Here is an 18,808-nt window from a genome sequence, read left to right on the forward strand (position 1 = left end):
AGGGCGCGACGTAAACCGCCACCGGTGTGCATGGTCCGCGGCATGCAGAATCGCCCCGCCGCTGAGCACGCTGAGTTCGAGGTCAAGGCCGCCCGCCGTAGGTGGAACCCCGCCCTGCATCCACGGGACAGCAAGGGGCGCTTTATCGAGACGGGCGGCACCGTCCGGCTCTGGGGCGGCAAGCTCGCGCGCGTCGTCCGGGCCCTCCCCAACGACCGCATTCTCGTCCAGGACCAGACCGGCCAGAACAAGTTCAACGGCCGTCGGCACACCACCAGCGCCAAGTGGGTGTCCATGGTGGCCCGGCCGGACGGCTCCGCGCCGACCGACAACGAGAACAAGGTCCAGGAGGAGGACGAGAAGCGGTTCACCGACCCGCGGCGCGGCAACGGTGTCGCCCGGGACGACGACGGCGACCCGGACACCCCCAACGACCCGCACAACGCGGACGACAGCGGCCGCCCGATCGGGGAGGACGACGACCCCGTCGGCCCCCGCGAGAACGACGACCAGGACGAGCCCGAGGACGGCAAGCTGCCCGTCAACGTGCACGCCCTGCCCAACCGCAGCAACGGGCCGGGACGGTTCCGGGACACCGCGGCGCTCCGCCAGCACTTCCTCGACCTCGCCGACCAGCCGGGCCAAAGGCCAGAGATGGCGCAGTTTCTCCGGTTCGTCGCAGGGGACGACGGCCACCTCGAGATCGCCCACGGCGGCCGGCTGCTCGCGCTTCGCGACGACTCCACCGGCCGCTGGTACCTCACCGCCACCGGCACAGGCCAGCGGATGGACGCGGCCGGCGACTTCGCCACCTCGGCCGAAGCCCTCGAGTTCGCCCGGAAGCTCAACACCAACACCGGCGGGTCACCCGTGACGACCGGCGGCTTCGACTTCTCCAGCCCGAACCTGGATCAGGCCGCCAGGACCTGGCGCTCCCCCCAGGGCGAGAACATCCAGGCCACCATCAAGCGGACCCGCCGCGAGTTCGACAGCTCCCGCCCCGACGCTCCCGCGGCCCCAGCCGCCACCCCCGAAGCACCGTCCGGCGACAACGCCCCGAAGCCCGACGCCCCGCGGCCGGACGCCCCGGAGACGGACGGCGACAAGCCGGCCGAAGAGGAGCGCCTGGAGTTCGACTGGAACCCCGACGGTCTGGTCACGCTGACCATGCCCGCGGCGGTCGCCGAATGGCTGCTCGAGCCGGACACCTGGGACGGGAAGGACGCAGACACCCGCAAGGCGCTGGAAGGGGCCAAGCGGCGCAAGGACGGCACGCTTAGGGTCACCGCTCCGATGGACGTGCACCACATCCTGCTCGAGCAGGCCGGGGCGCTCTCCGGTGACGGAGGAGACGCCGAACCGAACGAGATCCGCGGCTTCAACAACTACGCCAAGCGCATCGGCGACGCCGACGAGGAGATGCGTCGGCGGAAGGCCGAACGGGACGCCAACGCACCGGACCAGGTCACCCTCACCCCCGACGAGGTCAACGCACCCGCGGCCGCCGCCCGCGCCGCCAAGGCCCCGTCTGCGATGGACGACAGCGAGATCCGCGACGAGATCGTCTCCCTGATGGAGCAGGAGATGGCGAACGGCGGCGAACTGTCGGGAGTCGACCGCACCCGTCTGCGAGTCCTCGAGGCCGAGGAAGCGCGTCGCGCCGGCCGGAAACCGAAGGAGGAGCCGAAGCCCAAGACGCCCGCGGAGGAGCCGGGCGGCCTGTTCAACGTCGCCCCCGACGAGCCGCAGCAGTTCGTGGCCGATCCGAACAACCCGGACGACCAGGCCGACGACCCCTTCGGCACCCCGGACATGTTCGCCGACGCCGAGGGACGCGACACCAGCCGACTGCGACCCCCGCAGGCCCGCAAGCCTGCCGACTTCCGAGTCGGGGACCGCTTCGTTGACGCAGACGGCCGTACGCACGCTGTGGCGGAGGAGCCAGTGCGCACGCCGCGCGGACGCGTCCGCGTCGTCGACGAACGAGGCCGGGAGCACTTCCTGGCCCCCGACAAGGAACTGCGAGTGCTGCACTCGGACGAGGAGGCCCCGCCCGTACCCGAGGCCGACGCGCCCGCCGCCGACGAGCCGGAGACCGACGCCCCGGCCGCAGGTACCCCCGACGCCGAAGGCCCGGACGCCTCTGCCCCGGCACCGGACATCGACGCTCCGGAACCCGAAGACACCCCGGCGCCGACCGGCGCCCCCGTTGACGAGATGGAGACCGCGCGCGCGATCCTTGACCAACTGCCGGACCTGCCGCCCCTGCCGAGCCTCACCGGCCTCTCCCGGCAGAACAAGGACGACGTCCGCCGGATCCGGGACGACTACGCCAAGATCCGGGAGTCCCTCGACGGCATCCTCGCCGGGGAGCCGCCGACCGGCGACGCCCGCGAGGACCTGCGGCGCGTCCGCGAACAGCTCGACTACGTGGCGGGCCGACTGCGCGGCGACCACCTGCCCGACACCGACGCGGCACAGACTGCACGGGCCGGGATGCTCGAGCTCGGCCAGGACCTGGACCGCGCGCTTGCCGCGCTGCCCGAGCGGGCCCCCGAGCCCCAGGGCACCGGCCCCAACGGCGGCACTCTGTTCCACCCGTGGGACATCCGCGAGGGCGACCTGGTCCGGTTCGACGCCGAGAACCCCGCCGCCCGTGACCGCAGCCTCGCCTCGTACTACGGCGCCTCCACCGGCGGGGCGTCCAGCGCGTCCGGAGAACTGGGACGGAGCCTGGTCGGCTACCAGAGCCGCCGCTGGAACGAGGACCGGCAGCGCTGGGAGAACGAAGACCACCGGCACACCGCTGTCATGCCTCCGCGCGGCCTGGTCGAGCGGTTCACCCCTGAGCAGTGGGACGCCTGGCAGCGCCCGGGGCAGGACGAGGACCGGGACACGGCCGACAACGCCACCGCGCCCGACGCCCCCATCCGCGAGACGCCGCTGGCGGACATGACCGACGACGACATCAAGGAGGAGCTGGAGGAGCTGCAGGCGTGGCAGGACCGGCACGTCTCGAGCACTGGGGAAGGCCCGCGCGTCCAGGGCAGTGCCATGCTCGCGCTCTCCCCTGTCGCCAACCGCCGCAGCGTGCTGCACGAGGAGCAGCGCAACCGCGACAACGCCCGCCGCGACCGGGAGAAGAGGGACAGGGAGAAGCAGGAGCGGGCCGAAGCCCTCGCGCGCGCCGAGATCGGTAAGCGGAACGATGACGGCTCGTACCCGGTGACCGTCGATGGTGAGGACGCCGGCACCGTCAGCCAGCTCGCCCGCAAGTGGCGGTACACCGACGCCGAAGGCCGCCAGTCTCCCGACCTCTACCCGAGCCGCGCCCAGGCCGTGGCCGCGCTCGTCCTCAACCGCGACGTCCGTCAGAACAACGACGCCGAGCACGCTCGCCGGGATGAGGCGCGCACGCAGACGCCGAACGGGTGGACTCTCGGCGACCGCGCCGACGTGGCAGAGAACGACATCATCCGGATCCCCCGGATGGGCCGTGATCGTGACGGCAGGCCGTACCCCGAGAGCTGGGGCCAGCCGGTCCGCGTCAACAGCGTGGAGCACCAGGACGACGGCACGACGATCGTCCGCTTCAGCAACCCCGACGGCTCGCACGCCTGGGGAAGCCCCCTGTTTTTGCGGGGCCACGACGACACGTTCGCGTGGGCTACCGACCGCACCCGTCCGGAGCCGACTCCCGCGTGGCGGCACGAGCTCCGTCCCCGGATGGCCGACATCGGCGACGACGTCGCCACGCTGCTCAACCACGCCGACGGGATCGACGACCGGGACCAGGAGCGGATGCGGCGCCTGGGCGAGCTCATCCACCGCGTCGAGGGCGGTGACACCGAGGATCTACAGGCTGACCTCCGCAAGATTCGCGACGAGGCCGCGTGGCTCGAGGAGCAGTTCAGCCGCGAGGACCTGCCGTTCGAGACGCGCCGGTATAAGTCGTGGGCGGTGGCCGCGCGCCGGAAGGCTCAGCGCGCCCTCGACCACCCTGACTTCCAGCACGGCAGCGCACCGGATGCTCCCACCGCGCCCGACGCGAACACGCCCGAGGGTGGGGTTCCGGGCACACCGAGCATGGGCCCCGGGCTCCCTGACGACGAGTTTGCCGCGGTGCGGCAGCGCTACGGCGGCGACATGGTGCCCGCGTCCGAGGTCCAGCGCGGGGACTGGGTGCACACCGTCTCTCGTGACCCCGCCTACAACGAGCCGATGCACATGGTGGGGCGCGTCATCGACGTCACCCCCGTGCTCAGCAACGGGCAGGTCCGCATCGAGGTCGAGGCGCACGTCAAGCTCAACGGCAAGGACACCGTGCGGAACGAGTTCGCGTTGATCCGTGCCGCTGACCTCGCGGAGCGGCTCCCGGAGGGCAACCCCGGACGAGAGGACTCCTCCGACCTGGCGCGCCGAATCGAGGGCAATCTCGCTCAGCATCGTGCGTCCAAGATCCCTGTGCCGGAGGGCTGGCAGGCCGTTGACGGCTCGCAGATTCAGCCCCGCCCCGGCGACCGCTACCGGATCGTCGCGCGCAGGGGTGGCGGCTCGGGCCCCAACCAAGGCCCCGAGCACATGAACGTCACGGTGGAGCGCCCGGCCGAGCGAGAGGGCTACTGGCGCGTTCAGGGCCAGCCCTTGAGCTTCCGCCCGAGCGACATCGTGGCCATCCCCGACGACGCCGGAGCGCAGCACAGGGACGACGCACCCGACGCCAGCCTGCCGAACGCGGACGCCCCGAACGCGGACGCCCCGGACGCCGACGACCGCGCCACCCGCGCCCGGGACCTGTTCGGCGAGGGCATGAACGCCGTGGGCGGCGACTCCCTGCCGGAGATGCAGGAGCTGAACGACCGCCTCGGCCGCGCAGACTCCGCGGACGACCGGGACGCGGAACTCGGCGACATCGCCGACCGCATGGACGAGCTCGCCGACCAGTACGGGCTCGCAGGCCCCCAGGGCGAGCTCGCCGCCGACCGGTTCCGTCGCGCTGCGCGTGCCGCCCGCGGCGAGCAGGACGACCGCGACAACCACAGCAACGCTCACGCCGACGGGGACCGCCGCACCAGCGGCGCGTCCAACGACGGCCAGGACGACGGCAACAGCGACGGCAACAGCGACGGCACAGCGAACGGCGGCACGTCCGAGGGCGAGGACCGCGGGCAGCAGCAGGACGGCCAGGACGACGGCCAGGGGGCTCCGGCCGACGACGATGACAGTGTCGACGAGCCGAACCCCGACGACAGCCAGACGACCGGCGACGACCAGGGCCAGCAGGACAACGAGGACGGAGAGCGCCAGGGCGACCGGGGCAACGGCCGGCAGCGCAACGACACGAACCCGGATGGGGCCGCCCCCGACGGCGGGCCCGACGGGGGCGGAGCGGGTGCGCCCGACTCCAGCGACGACAGCAACGACAGCAACGACTCGAACGACAACAACGGGGGCGGCCCCGACCACACGGACGACGGAGAAGGCGCACCGAACCCCGACGAGGAGAACCAGGACGACGAGGAGCGCCGCCGTAGGCGCCGGCGTCGCCGCAACAACGGTGGGGGCGGTACCGGTGGCCCCGGCGGGGGCGGACCGGGCGGGCCTGGCCTGCCGCACCTGAGCCTGCCGAACCTCAACGCCCCCACCGGAACGGGCGGAGGCGGAGACGGTGGCGACGGCAACCACGGCGACAGCCACCACCCGGGTACGCCCCACAGCACCCGTCCGCACGACGTGGACTCCCTGCGGGACGCCTGGCGCTCCGGTGAGGGACTCACCGCGGACGAGGACACCCCCGAGCGCCGCGCCCACCTCGCCGACCTGGCGGACCGCGAGGGCCTCGCCCTCTCCCCCCAGGGCGGAATCGCCCTGTACCCCGAGCAGCAGGACAACGGCACCACCGTCTGGCGCTTCGCCCAGGCCCGCAACGGCACGAACCTGCCCGGCATCACCCTGACCACCAACGACCCCGAGGAAGCACGCGCGCTCGCCGGCCGGTTCGAGGAGATCACCGACGCCAACGGAGACCCCTTCGGCTGGCACCAGCCGCAGGGACCGGCCAGCGTCGCCGCATGGCGCGACGGGGAAGGCCGCACCCTGCCCCAGGCCATCCGCGCGGTGCAGGACGACTACCAGCAGGAACGCGCCGGAGCGTTCAACCTGCCCGAGGACCTCACGGGCATGGACGACGCCGACCTCGAGGCCGCCATGCGGCAGGGCCTCGGCCCGGAGGACGAGCTCCGCGTCATGGCGGAGATGGACCGCCGAGACAGCTACGTCGACGAGCGGGTCCGCGCCGCCGCGCAGACCACGCCCCCGACGAACGCCGACGAAGTAGAGCGCGAAGGCCGCGCCATGGACGAGGCGCTCCGCTTCGGCGACACGGACGTCACGCAGCCCGCTCCGGCCACCCCCGGACGCCTGCGCCGCGAGTTCGACGCCCTCGACGAGGAGCGGTTCCAGGCCGCCATGCAGGCCACCGGCGGGCGGATGCTCAGCCCCGAAGCCGAAGCCCAGGGCATCGACCCGCGGGCCCTGTTCTCCGGCGGCAAGTACAGCAACAAGCGCGCGAAGGAACTGGCCTCGCCCGAGCTGAAGCACTGGTTCGACGGCGACGGCACCACCGCCGGCAACGGCCGGCTCACGTACCCGCAGTACCGGGCGCGGGAGGCCGACCGTGTCCTGCGCGCCGAGTTCGCCGACTGGGACGAGGCCCGCTACCAGGCGGCCATCGCCGCCACGAACGGCTACTTCTTCCGCCGGGAGTACAAGTACGGCTTTACCGACTTCGACGAGCGCGAGCTGTTCTCCGGCGGCAGCCTGAGCGCCCGGGACCGGTGGCGGCAGTACGCCAGCGAGGAACTGCAGGAGTGGTTCGACCTCAACGGCGGCCGTCAGACCTTCGCCCAGTTCCGCGAGGCACGCCGCGCCAACGACCGCGCCGAACGGCACCAGCATGAGGAGGAGGAGCTGCAGCGCGCCGCCGGGGGTACCCCCGAAGGCGGAGCCCCCGACGGGGCGGGACCCCTCACTGACGACGACGTCACCCCCGCGCCGGCCTTCAACGCCGCGACCCCCGAGAGCGAGGCCGACGCCTCGTTCCGCTTCGGCGGCCGCGACCGTATGCAGCAGTTCGCCGACCGAGCCGAGGTGCGCCCGGACGGAGCCACATCCGAGGGCGTGTGGCTCGACGGCCGGCAGATCGGCACCATCCGGAGCGTCAACGGTGGCAACGGCGACGGGGAACCGGTCTGGGACGCTACCCCGTTCTACGGCCTCGGCCACTCGGCCAACAGCCGTTCCCAGAGCCGGGACACGGCCATCGCCAACCTGGTCGCCCGCGCCCTGCAGAACGGCCCCGCGGACTCCTCGAACCTGAACGAGGACATGTGGGACTCGGTGACCCTGCACCTGGCAGGCCTCACCCACCCGCTGCCCGAGCTGCCGGAGTCCCTCCGCAACGACCCGGAGGCGCGCGCCCGGCACGACCGGCTGTCCAGCATGGTCGACTCCTTCCGGGACCAGCAGTCGCCCACCGGCGACCTGCGCCAGGACCTGGTGCAGGCCCGCGACGACTTCGCGTGGCTGCACGACGCCCTCGAGGGACGGGCGCGTACCCAGCAGCAGCGCGAGGAGCTGTCCGACCTTAAGACCCGCACCTTCTGGGCGGACCGTCTCCAGCAGGGTCTCGGCGAGCCGGACAGCGTTCCGGAACACCCCCACGCTCCCGGTGAGCCCCAGGGCGACGGAGATGCCCCGACCCCGGCCGCGCCCACGCCGGAGCCGGTGAACGCCCCGGACGACACCGCCGATCCGTCGGCGACGCCCGAACCTGAGCCTGAGCCGGACCCGGAGCCGATCAGCGGCCAGCCCGCGCACTGGGCCCGTGTCGGGGACCTGCAGCAGGGCGACATGGTCCGCATGAACGGCACCACCAAGAAGGGCCGGCCGGTCCAGCGCGCCGGATTCGTGCAGACCACGCCCGAGCTCGTCGACGTCACCCGCCGCGGCCGCGCCGAGAAGATGTGGCGCACCTGGGTCACGGAGAATTCGGACGGCACCGGCGCAAGCGGCAACGTCTACACGTCCGCCAACGCCACCGCGGCGCGCGCGGAAGCACCGGACGACGTCGTGCCTGGCTCCCCGGCCAGCGGCGCCCAGGCCGCGCTCCGCTCCGGCGACCTGCCCAACCAGATCCCGGCGGACCGCGACGGCCGCGGCCTGTTTCCCGGCAGCACCGTCACCGGCACCGGCGACCGCGAGGGCACCGTCACGGGCGCCACCGACACCACCGTGTCGGTGCACTGGTCTGACGGCAACGACGACACCGCCCTCTCCCCCACCACCCTGTCCGTCACCGCCGGGCAGCGCCCCGACGGCTGGACCGCCGACGGGCACCGCGTGACGACGCAGAACGTCGTCAGCGACACGGACGGAGGACTCCTCGGGCCGGTCGACGACATCGACGGCGACAACGTCACCATCACCACGGCTGACGGCACGATCACCCGCAGCGCTGGGGACCTCCGCGTCACCGGCGTGGTACGCGACGACGCTCCCGCTACCGCACCGGTGACCGGCATCGACGAGCCCGCGGCCGCAGACCTCAAGGACGGCGACGTCATCCTCCTGGACCTCGACGGCCACCTCGCCACCGTCGCGATCACCAGCCCGCCCAGCCGGGACGGAGACCGCGTCACCCTGCAGTACGCCGACACCACCACCGGCGAGATGGGCGAGATCAACGTCGACGCCCGCGCGGTCCTTCCGCGCGCCCAGGGCCCGGACGGAGGCACCCCGGACCTCGGCCCGGACGACGCCCCCGAGCCGGACGAGGACCTCGCCGTGCACCCTGCCCCGCGCCCCGTGACCCCGGTGACCGGCCCGACCCTCGACCCGGACCTCGACTCGAGCGACCGGAACGTCATCGGTGACCAGGCAGATGGCCCGGAAGACGATCCCGACGCCCAGCAGGCCGCCGTACGGATCACCGCCGACCTGCCCATCACCCCGGAGCAGGCCGCCGCCCTGGCCGCGCAACTGCGCGCGACCGCGGACCCCACGACAATCGAGGGCCGCGCCGCACTGCGTGCTGCGGACCACATCGACCGCGCCGCCGGCCGCACCCCGCCCGCAGGCCTCAACCGGCCCCGTCCGGCGAATGCCACTCAGATCGGGGAGGGTGACCTGGTCGCGATGCCCGACGAGCGCCGGGGCGACCAGGTGCACGTCTTCCGCGTCATCGACGCCGAGGACGGCCCCGGAGGCGTGCGCAGCTTCCTCCTGGAGGACGAGAACCAGCAGTGGCGCCGCCGAGTCGTCCACGGGGCCATGCCGGTATGGCAGCTCCCCGATGCCGAGCCGGACCCCGTCATCCCGCCGGACGTCGACGACGCCAACGGCGTGCCGGATGCCGCAGCCCCGAGTGCTCCGACCGTTCCCGCCGCTCCGGACGCCCCGGATTCCGCGAACACCCCCGACGAGCCCACAGCGCCCGTTGCCCAGGTCCGCCCCGGGAGCCTGCGCGTCGGTGACGTCATCGACGCGCCGGTCAGCCGCAGCGGCTACCAGTTCAACGGCCACCGACGGCTGACCATCATCAGCGAGCCGCAGCGCAACGGCTGGTGGATGCAGCTCACGGGCGTCGACGAGGACGGCAACGTGCACGACTTCGGTCTGCACAACGGCCGTGCCGTGAACGTCTACGACCGCAACCGGCCCACTCCGGCCCTGCCCCCGGCCGGCACGCCCCGCGACCCCAACCAGGCCGCCCAGGGCGACATCGACCGGATCGTCGGTGACCACGCCCGCACGCTCGCCGCGCGCATCATCGACGAGGCCGTCGCGGGCACGGAGCCGCCCGGCGACATCCACGCCCTGCGCGAGCAGATCGCCCAGCGCCTCACCGCCGACGTCCTGCGCGACGCCCGCCAGAGCGTCCGCCGCGACGGATCCGCCGCGCTCGACGCAGCAGGCATCACGGGGCGGAACCGGGCGGCCGCTCAGCGCCGCCTCCGCGAGATGCGGGACCAGGCCCACGCAGACACCGTGCGGGCAGCCCTGCGCACCATCAACGACCTCGAGCCCCTGGACGGCGAGGGCAACGAGGACCTGGCCGCACGCGCCCGGGACCTGCTCCGGCTCATCCCGGACCAGATCGCCGGACGTCCGGACGCCGACCCCGACGCCGACCCGGACGTCACGAACGTCGTCACCGGGCACGCGGACGACGCGGTGAACGCCCTTCTGCAGCAGCTCCAGGCCGCCGGAGTGGACCCGGGCGACGCGGAGCGGATCGCCCGCGTCCTCGCCCAGCAGATGTCCGGATCCCGGCAGGCGACCGCCCGACGGATCGCGGCCCGGGTCGCCGCGGCGAATCCGGATGCCGGACGGCAGCCGGGCCTCATGGCCCGGATCGTTGCTCTCCTGGTCCGGATGGCCAAGCGCCTCGCCGAGTTGGTGAAGGAGGGTGCCCGGAAGATCGCTGAGAAGTACCGCAGCGCGCGCGAGCGCCTGCGCCGTTTGCGCGCCTTCCTCGGCCGCATGGTGCGCAGGGTCCGGCAGTGGCCGGAGTCGCGCCGCCTGGCGCGCCTGCACCGCGCGGTGAACCTGCCCGACGCGGACGGCGACTCGCTGACCGCACGCATCTCCCACTGGGCCGGACTCATGCCCGAGCCGGGCCGGTTCGGGCAGGCGCAGCGCCGTGTCACCTTCTGGCGGCCGACGACGTGGGAAGCGCTCGCCGCGGGCCGTCTCCCGGGCCGGTCGGACCGCATCCAGTGGGCACCGGACCGCGCGGCCGACGGCGGCCCCGGCCTGACCACGCTGCGCCACATGGCGGCGCTGCGGGCAGCCGGAGCCGACGTCGACCAGGACGTGACCCGTCGTCTGTCCGCCGCCCTGGGCGATGACTTCGGCGACGACCCGCACGCCGCGCTGCAGCACGCCGACGACTACGTGGCCGCCAGCGAGCGGCGCCTGGTCAATCTGCAGGCGGCCCGCAGCGGAGCGACGATCCCCGACGACGAGGACCTCGAGATCGAGATCACCGCCGCCCGCAGCGAACTCGCGGCCGCGCGCCGGGAGTACGAGAACCTGCGGGGCCGGTACGCCGCCGCGGTCCCGGACGCCGTTGCCGCGTCCCTGGCCGACATCCGCGACATGGGCCCGGACGGCGCCAACGCCATCGTGTTCGGCCCGAACACCGACCCGGACGCCGAGCGGGCCGTACGGGGCGTCCAGCGGCTCATCCCGCGCACCTGGCTCAACACCCCAGAGGCACGCCGCCTGACCGCCGTCAACGGCGACCAGGGCCGCTACGAGCCCGAGGGGCAGCGGATCACGATCGCTGACCTGGCCGACGAGGGAATGGGCACCGCCGGGCACGCTCTGGCGCAGCACTTTGCCCGGCACCTCGGCGACCTGGACGCCGCGCAGAGGGCGTTCTGGTTCGGCCAGACGCACACCGGCCGGCCCGGCGCCCGCCGGATGCGGCCGAGCGCACTGGAGCGGCTCCTGCGGCGCCAGCGGCAGACGCAACCGGAGACCGGTGACACTCTCGCGCGGTCCGTTCAGGCGATGTTCAGCGGCGATTGGTACCAGGACGACGACTTGCGCGCGTTCCTCCTGGGCCTGATGGCCACCAGGTAAGGAGGCAGGAAGTGTTCACCGTCACCGGCTCGTTCGACGACGGTGCGACCTACACCGTGCAGATCACCGGGCGGGCAGACCGCCCGGTGATCGGGTCGTACCGGGCTGCGGCCCTTGTGGAGCTCCACCAGGGCGAGACCATCAACCTGTCACCGACCGGCCCCCGGGTGGCCGTGGCCGGAGACGATGATGCGTCCGTCCTCGCGGTGCTCCGCGAGTACACCAACGTCCTTGAGGAGAGCGGGCCCGTTCCGCGGCGGCCGCGCGTGCCAGGGAGCTGATCCAGGGGACTTGCCCAATTGGGCAAGAATGATCTTGGTATCAGGTGGGACTACTTTGCCGCCGAACCGCACTCCGTGAGACGAGTGAGCTTCGCGCGCTTATCGGCGATCAGCCCGTAGTCGCCTTCGCGCCTTGCGGCAGCGGCATCCTTCGTTTCACTCAGCCGGCCGCCGCCAAAGTTCCACCGGACCCAAAACGTGCCATCACTAGTAACGAAGTGCAGCCCGCGTATCCTCCAGTCGGTTCCGGGAGGATCTGTGAGTTCGGCCGCGCGCGTGTAGACCACAGACCTCGGTATCTGTACCGACGTGCACGGCGGTACCACCCCGAAGTAGACGTAGGTGACCATCTTCGAATGCGCCTTCCGTCTTTCAGCGCTGTTCAGAAAGACCGACATCACCACTGGATCGAGTGAGCGATTCGCAGTTACGAGCGCCTGGCCTTCGGCCCACGCATTGACGCGAGATGCTTGTGCACGTTTCTCCTTGTCGCCATCCTCACGAGACTGACTCAGTTGGTCATCCGCGACCTGTGCGGCCTTGTACGTCCCCCACGCTGTGATCGCGAGACTCACCGCGGCTACGACCGCGGCAAGAACGGCGGTGTGTTTGGCCAAGTCAGACATCCGATACCAACGGGCCATGCGCTGGATGGGGTTGCTTGTCGGAGCGGGGGCCGGGGCGGCGGGCGTCGGCGGGGACGATGCTCCAAGGGCCGGAGGCAGAGGTGGGCGCGGTCCAACTCGGCGGACCCGTAACCGAACGCGGCGATGGGGCACTTGACCTCACTTCTCGTTCTGACCGCCCCATGCGGTCTAAGGCCGTACTGCATACCAGAACCGGCATGGGCGGCGCGAGACACAAGCCGTCCCGCGGGCCCATCCTCCGCCCGTGACCAGATACGGATTCGCCATCAAGGCACTCCCCACGGGCGGAAAACCCTTCGGGGAGGAAAACGACGACGAGAACACCGAGGAGGCTCCGCTCGACGAGGCCAGCCCCGGCGGCTTCGACGACCCGACCAAGGACCTGGACGAGGAGCCGCCACAGGACCCGGCAGCGACCCCGGCCCCCGAAGAGGACCCCACCGCGCCCGCGGGCAACCTCGAGGACCCGACGGCGCCTCCCGCCCCGGACGCCCCGCCCGGCGGAGAAGGTGGAGACGACTCCCGCCCGTGGGCCGGAGACGAGTACAACGAGGGCGACGAGACCGACCCCGACGGCCCCGACGCCTGGTGCGCGTACACCGGCAGCGGCGGCGAACAGGCTTGGCTCGACAAGGCCGCGGACGGCACACTGACCGGGTGGGTGCGGGATGGCGACGGCCAGGTGTGGCGCTACACCGACCCAGACGCCTGGTCGACCGACGTTGACGGTGCGCAAATGACGCAGACTCACCACAACGGCGAGGACCGAGCGAACGCAGCAGGGGGAACCGCGCTGAGCGGGGAGCCCCCTGCCGGCGGCCGCGGCGTCCAGGACTCGATGTTCGCGGGCCAGTAAGGAGATCCAACCGTGGCAATTCAGCTCGACCGTCAGACCTTCCAGGACCGGCTCAACGAGGGCAAGGCCGCGTACGGAGCCGGAGACCCCTCCGACGCCTGCCCGTACAACATGTACGGCAGCGTCGAGGAGCGGTTCGGATACCGCTACTGGAACCGCGGGTGGTCCATGGCCCGTTCCGAGGCCGAGGCGCGGTCCCAGCAGCCCGTGAAGGCCAGCGCAGGACAGTAGCTCTACGCGAACGGCACGGTGCCCGGCGGCCCACTGTCCACCGCCGGAGGTTCCCCGCCGTGCCGACCGCTGCTCCACCCACCAGATCCGCCGTATCCAGTACCTTCCAGCGCGGCACCAGCCGGGCTATCTACGCCGTCACCGGCGTGATCGACGAGGTCGCGGACCTCATCGTGCCCGGCGCCTTCGCCCGCACCCTGGCCGCACGCCCCGTCAAGACGGTGTGGCACCACGGGTGGAAGGACCCCGTCGGTGTCGTCGTCGAGTGCGAGGAGTGGCTGCCCGGCGACCCCCGGTTCCGCGACGTCCCCGGCGACTGGCCCGCCGAGGCCGGCGCCCTAGTGGCGACCGTGATCTACAACCTGCGCACCCGCCAGGGCCGAGACGCCTACGAGCAGGTCAAGCAGTGGCACGAGCACAAGCAGGCCGCGTTCTCCATCGGCTACCGCGTCCCCGACACCGGCGCGAGCAAGCGCGGCGACGGCGTCAGGATCATTCACGATCTGGACCTTTTCGAGGTCTCGCCCGTCCTGCACGGCGCGCACCCGCTGACGCGCAGCCTCGAGGTGAAGTCCGCAGCCGTCACCGGCGGGCACGAGGGACTCGAGTACAAGACGACCCCGTCGCACGTCGAGATCGACGTCGTCACCGCTCCGGACGGGGAAGCCATCAAGGTGGCGGGCCTGGCGGTGAAGGCCGCCGACACTGGCCGCGTGCTCATGATTCAGCGCGCCCTCGACGACGAAGACCCCGCGGCGGGCACCTGGGAAATTCCCGGCGGACATCGCGAGGACGGAGAGGACCCCCTGGCAGCCGCCCTGCGCGAGTGGTCCGAGGAGACCGGCTCCACCCTGCCCGGAACGGCAAGCGTCGTCGGCTCCTGGACCGCCCCGAACGGCATCTACCGAGGCTTCGTGGCCGTGGCCCCGACCGAGGACTCCGTACCGATCAACACGCCGCACAGCGAGCGCCGCGTCACCAACCCCGACGACCCCAAGGGCGACGCGACCGAGGTCACCGCCTGGTGGCCGATCACGGCCCTCCCCGACATGCCGCTCCTGCGCCCCGAGTGCCGCGAGACGCCGTGGGCGCTCCTGGCCGGCGCCGCCCTCCCACACGCCCCCGGCCCGATGGCCACGCCCCAGGCCAAGAAGTTCGCCGACGGGGTCATGGCCGGCTACCAGGTCCTCGGCGGCGAGAAGAAGTCCGCCCGCGCCGCGGTGAAGTCCGCCCGCGCGCTGCCCCGCATCGAGCACAAGTCCGCCCGCTCCATGGTCGCCGAGGCCAAGAGCCACCCCGTCCCGCTGGAGGCCCCCGTGATGTCGCCCAAGAACCTGCCCGAGTCGCAGGAGCAGTTCCGTGCCCGCCTCGCCGACGCTGTCCGCGCCCTCCTCGACCAGGACGGCGGCACCTGGACCTGCATCGAGGGCACCTACCCTGACCGCGTCATCGTCTCCGCGCAGACCGAGGACGAGCGGCGCAGCAGCCACTACGCCATCCCGTACACGGCCACCGGCGGCGAGATCACCCTCGACAAGCCGCAGCCCGTGGAGCTCGCCACCATCGTCGTACCGAAGGGCACCAGCACGGCCCGTACCGCCACCGCGGACGAGGACGTCGACGCCCGCGTCGTCCAGCCCACCGTCGGGGCCCTCGCCGACGCCACCGCCCGGGTCAGCGGCAGTACGGCCAGCGCGGAGCAGCTCGAGGACGTCCGCGACCAGGTCCAGGAGCTGATCGCCGCACTCTCCGCGAAGGGCCTGGACATCGACGACGACAAGCCCCCGGCCGCGGACGGGCCGAGCGACGGCGCCGCCGGACTCGACCTCTGGGACGACAGCACCTTCGACGACGAGGACGACACCCCCGAGGACGACGACACTGACGGCGACGGCGACGACGGCGAGGACGCAGCCCCGGCCCCCGCACCGGAGGACACCGTCCGCATGGACCCCGACGAGGTGAAGGCCGCACTCGCCCTGATGCGGAGCTGAGTTACATCCCCGGGCGCGCGCACCTCACCCGGGCCCGCACACCTGCGACCACAAAACACCAGGTCAACCCCCCTGTGCTGCCTGCTCTTGACGTCCCGAGCGGGCAGCACGCGACGTTAACCCCGCTTCTTCTCTTTCATCACGCCTCGCGTTGAGGCGTCCCGGTGCTGGCCGGGCGAGCGACGCACGTCAACCGCACCCAGCACAGGGAGAGCACCCCAAATGCCTACCGCCACCACCAGCCGTATCGAGGAGCTGCAGAAGGCCCTCCAGGTCAAGTCCGCCGAAGCCGAGCGGATCAGCCAGACCTTCAAGGTCGAGGACGGTGGCAAGTTCATCGTCTCCACCGAGCAGGCCCGGGAGTTCCGCAAGGTCTCCGGCGAGGCGCAGGAGATCAAGGCCCTCATCGACGCCGAGCAGGGCCTGACCGAGATCAAGCAGTACCTCGAGGCCCCGGCGTCCGCGCCGGCCGCAGCCATCCACTACGGCCAGCGCCCCATGGGCGTCGAGGAGAAGTCCCTCGGCGACCTCTTCGTCGAGTCCGGCTCCTTCCAGAGCGCCACCGCCCAGCACTTCCGTGACCGGCCGTACATCCGCGCCGACATCGAGGGGAAGTCGATTTTCTCCCTGTCCGCGGGCACCGTGACCCACCAGACCCTGGGCTCCGCGCAGAACCTCGGCATCGCGGAGCGTCCGTTCCGGAAGTTCCACATCCGGGACCTGTTCCCGAAGTCGACCACCAAGAACAGCGTCCTGTACGGCGCGCGTGAGACCGGCTGGACGAACAACGCCCGCCAGGTCAAGGAGCGCTACGCCGCGGACGGCACGTCGCCGGCGACCGGTGCGGAGACCGACACCTGGGGCCGCGCCCCGCGGTCGAAGCTCACGCTGACCCCGGTGATGTACCCGGTCGCCGAGGTCGCCCACCTGCTCGACGCGCACAAGAACATCCTGTCCGACGAGCCCAGGCTCAAGACCTTCATCAACACCCGCATGGTGGAGGGCGTCAAGTACGCCGAGGACTGGGATCTCCTGCACAGCGTCGGCGACGGCCAGTCCCTGACCGGCATCTACAACACCCCGGGCGTCCAGCAGTACCAGGGTCTCGCGACCGACCAGTACAGCGTCCAGATCCGGCGCAGCATCACGAAGGCCCTGCTCGCCGAGTACGACCCCACCGGCATCGTCCTGTCGCCCACGATGTGGGAGCACGTCGAGGTCGAGGAGGACAAGAACGGCGCCTTCCGCGTTGCCATCGCCGTCGCCATCGGCGCCGAGAAGAAGGTGTGGCGCCTGAATGTGGTCGAGACGACCGCGATGGCCGACACCGACTTCCTCATCGGTGCGTTCGGTCTCGGCGCGCAGCTCCACGACCGCGAGAACGTGTCCGTCACCGTCTCCTCGGAGAACGCGGAGAACTACGAGAAGGGCCTGATCACCTTCCGCGCCGACGAGCGCCTGGCGCTTGAGGTCCCGCGGCCGGAGTCCTTCGTCATCGGCACCTGGACCCAGCCGACCGGCTGATCCGTGCCGCAGTGAGGGGGTGCACCCGCACGGGTGCGCCCCCTCCCACGTACCACCACAGAACGACGGAGGACGCTGGTGATCGAGAAACAACCCACAGGCCTCGCCCAGGAGCTGGAAGCCCTCACGGGCGCCCCCGCCGCTCACCGGGGCCCCCGCTGCAGCGTCGGTGCCCTCCTGGAGGCCGCAGACGCCGACGTTGCCGCATCGCTCCGCGCGGTGCTGGACACGACCAGCGTCTCCGCCACGGCCATCGCCGAGGCGCTCAGCCGCTACGGCGACCCCGTGACGGCCTACACGGTCAACCGGCACAGGCGCCGCGGGAAGCCGAACGGATGCCGGTGCGAGTGATGACCCTGAACAACGAGCTGCAGGCGCTCCTCGAGCCTGTCTCCCACGGGCAGAGCCAGGCCCCGCAGGCGGAACGCGTTTACCCGGCCGCGCCGCGCGGCTGGGAGTCCGGGGTGCGGTACGAGGGCGGCACGATGATTGTCACCGCCCCGCCCGCGGACAAGCCGCCCGCTGGAGAGGCCGACTGGCGCGAGCGCGTCGAGGAGATGGGGCTCGTCGTTCCCGAGGGCTTCCGGGTCCGCCTGGTCGAGGCGAAGCACGACCCGGCGGCCTGGCACCGCGACAACCAGGGCGACGACGCCGTCACCCGAGCCGTGTGGCGCTGCCGGTACGTCATCGAGCCGGCCGCCCCCGCGTGGCAGTCGGCGGGCGACATTGACGCGCTCGTCCGCGACGCGATGCGCCGCCGCCGCAAGCCCCGCGCGGCCGTTGACACCGCGGAGCGCGCCCTGGTCGTGGTCTACGCCGACGCCCAGGCCGGGAAGGTCGGCCGCGACGGCGGCACCCCGGAGCTCATCGCCCGGGTCGCCGACCGGTTCGACCGGCTCGACGACCACATCCGCGACCTCAAGGCCGTCGGCAGGGCCCCGTCCGTCGCCTATTGGGCCGACGCCGGAGACTGCGTCGAGGGCTTCGAGAACACGACGCAGCAGGCGTTCACCAACGACCTGACCCTGACCGAGATGGTCCGCGTCCACCGGCGCGTCACCTTCGAGGGCCTGGACCGCCTCGCCGGGAAGTTCGGCCGCGTCGTCGCCGCGACCTGCGGCAGCAACCACGGCCGCGTACGCCGCGGGAAGGATGCCGTCGGGCCGCCCGTCGACGACTGGGGCATCGAGGTCATGTCCCAGATCGCCGACGCCTACGCCCGCAACGAGGACGCGTACGGGCACGTCTCGTTCGTACTGCCGGAGCGGTGGCGGGACACTGTCTCGCTCGACGTCGCCGGGAAAGTCGTGGGCCTGGGGCACGGCCACCAGTACCCGCGCCCCGACAAGGCCGGTGATTGGTGGAGAGGCCAGACCTTCGGGCGCCAGCCCGTCGCGGACGCCGACATTCTCATCACAGGCCACTTCCACCACTTCCGGGCCCAGCAGATGGGCAACGGCAGGCTGTGGATCCAGGCCCCGACCCTGGACAACGGCAGCGACTGGTACGCGGTCCGCAGCGGCGAGGTGTCGACGTCCGGTCTGCTCGTGTTCAGCGTCGGCCCCGAGGGCTGGGACGACCTCCGGATTTTGTGAAGAAGACGTAAAGGTGACCGGAGGGCCACCG

At 72.0% G+C, this 18,808-nt stretch carries 9 protein-coding genes; 8 read left to right on the forward strand and 1 reads right to left on the reverse strand.

Annotated elements, in window-relative coordinates:
- Positions 1-42 precede the first annotated feature (42 nt).
- Together ACF08W_RS28900 and ACF08W_RS28905 are read left to right on the forward strand one after the other, a co-directional pair.
- Entirely contained in the window at positions 43-11,649 is an 11,607-nt protein-coding gene (locus ACF08W_RS28900) for a hypothetical protein (RefSeq protein WP_392281031.1), read from the forward strand.
- 11 nt (positions 11,650-11,660) lie between these two features.
- On the forward strand, positions 11,661-11,930 hold the full coding sequence (locus ACF08W_RS28905) for a hypothetical protein (protein WP_392281032.1): 270 nt from the start codon (positions 11,661-11,663) through the stop codon (positions 11,928-11,930).
- A gap of 50 nt (positions 11,931-11,980) precedes the next feature.
- Here the strand turns inward: ACF08W_RS28905 and ACF08W_RS28910 are convergent, their stop codons facing one another.
- Positions 11,981-12,547: a hypothetical protein gene (locus tag ACF08W_RS28910; protein WP_392281033.1), complete on the reverse strand. Its 567-nt coding sequence runs from the start codon at positions 12,545-12,547 to the stop codon at positions 11,981-11,983.
- A 274-nt stretch (positions 12,548-12,821) separates the two neighbouring features.
- On the opposite strand from ACF08W_RS28910, the gene ACF08W_RS28915 reads away from it, so the two are divergent.
- From ACF08W_RS28915 to ACF08W_RS28940, 6 genes are all read left to right on the forward strand, one after another.
- Positions 12,822-13,433, forward strand: coding sequence for a hypothetical protein (locus tag ACF08W_RS28915; protein WP_392281034.1), 612 nt, complete (start codon positions 12,822-12,824; stop codon positions 13,431-13,433).
- A gap of 12 nt (positions 13,434-13,445) precedes the next feature.
- The gene (locus ACF08W_RS28920) at positions 13,446-13,664 is read left to right on the forward strand and encodes a hypothetical protein (RefSeq protein WP_392281035.1); all 219 of its coding nucleotides are present in this window, start codon (positions 13,446-13,448) and stop codon (positions 13,662-13,664) included.
- Positions 13,665-13,723: 59 nt separating this feature from the next.
- Entirely contained in the window at positions 13,724-15,658 is a 1,935-nt protein-coding gene (locus tag ACF08W_RS28925) for an NUDIX domain-containing protein (protein ID WP_392281036.1), read from the forward strand.
- 222 nt (positions 15,659-15,880) lie between these two features.
- Complete coding sequence (locus tag ACF08W_RS28930) at positions 15,881-17,182, forward strand: phage major capsid protein (RefSeq protein WP_392281037.1); 1,302 nt, start codon at positions 15,881-15,883, stop codon at positions 17,180-17,182.
- Positions 17,183-17,260: 78 nt separating this feature from the next.
- Entirely contained in the window at positions 17,261-17,533 is a 273-nt protein-coding gene (locus tag ACF08W_RS28935) for a hypothetical protein (RefSeq protein WP_392281038.1), read from the forward strand.
- Positions 17,533-18,777 carry a hypothetical protein gene (locus ACF08W_RS28940; RefSeq protein ID WP_392281039.1) on the forward strand — a complete coding sequence of 415 codons (1,245 nt, stop codon included), beginning with the start codon at positions 17,533-17,535 and terminating at the stop codon, positions 18,775-18,777. The genes ACF08W_RS28935 and ACF08W_RS28940 overlap by 1 nt, the downstream gene beginning before the upstream one ends.
- Positions 18,778-18,808 lie beyond the last annotated feature (31 nt).

The sequence above is a fragment of the Streptomyces sp. NPDC015144 genome (genome assembly GCF_043079735.1).
Lineage (GTDB): Bacteria > Actinomycetota > Actinomycetes > Streptomycetales > Streptomycetaceae > Streptomyces.

Excerpts from the sequence above, each read along its gene's own strand:
- ACF08W_RS28930 (WP_392281037.1), top strand. The coding sequence starts at position 15,881 with ATGCCTACCGCCACCACCAGCCGTATCGAGGAGCTGCAGAAGGCCCTC.
- ACF08W_RS28940 (WP_392281039.1), top strand. The coding sequence starts at position 17,533 with ATGACCCTGAACAACGAGCTGCAGGCGCTCCTCGAGCCTGTCTCCCAC.
- ACF08W_RS28900 (WP_392281031.1), top strand. The coding sequence starts at position 43 with ATGCAGAATCGCCCCGCCGCTGAGCACGCTGAGTTCGAGGTCAAGGCC.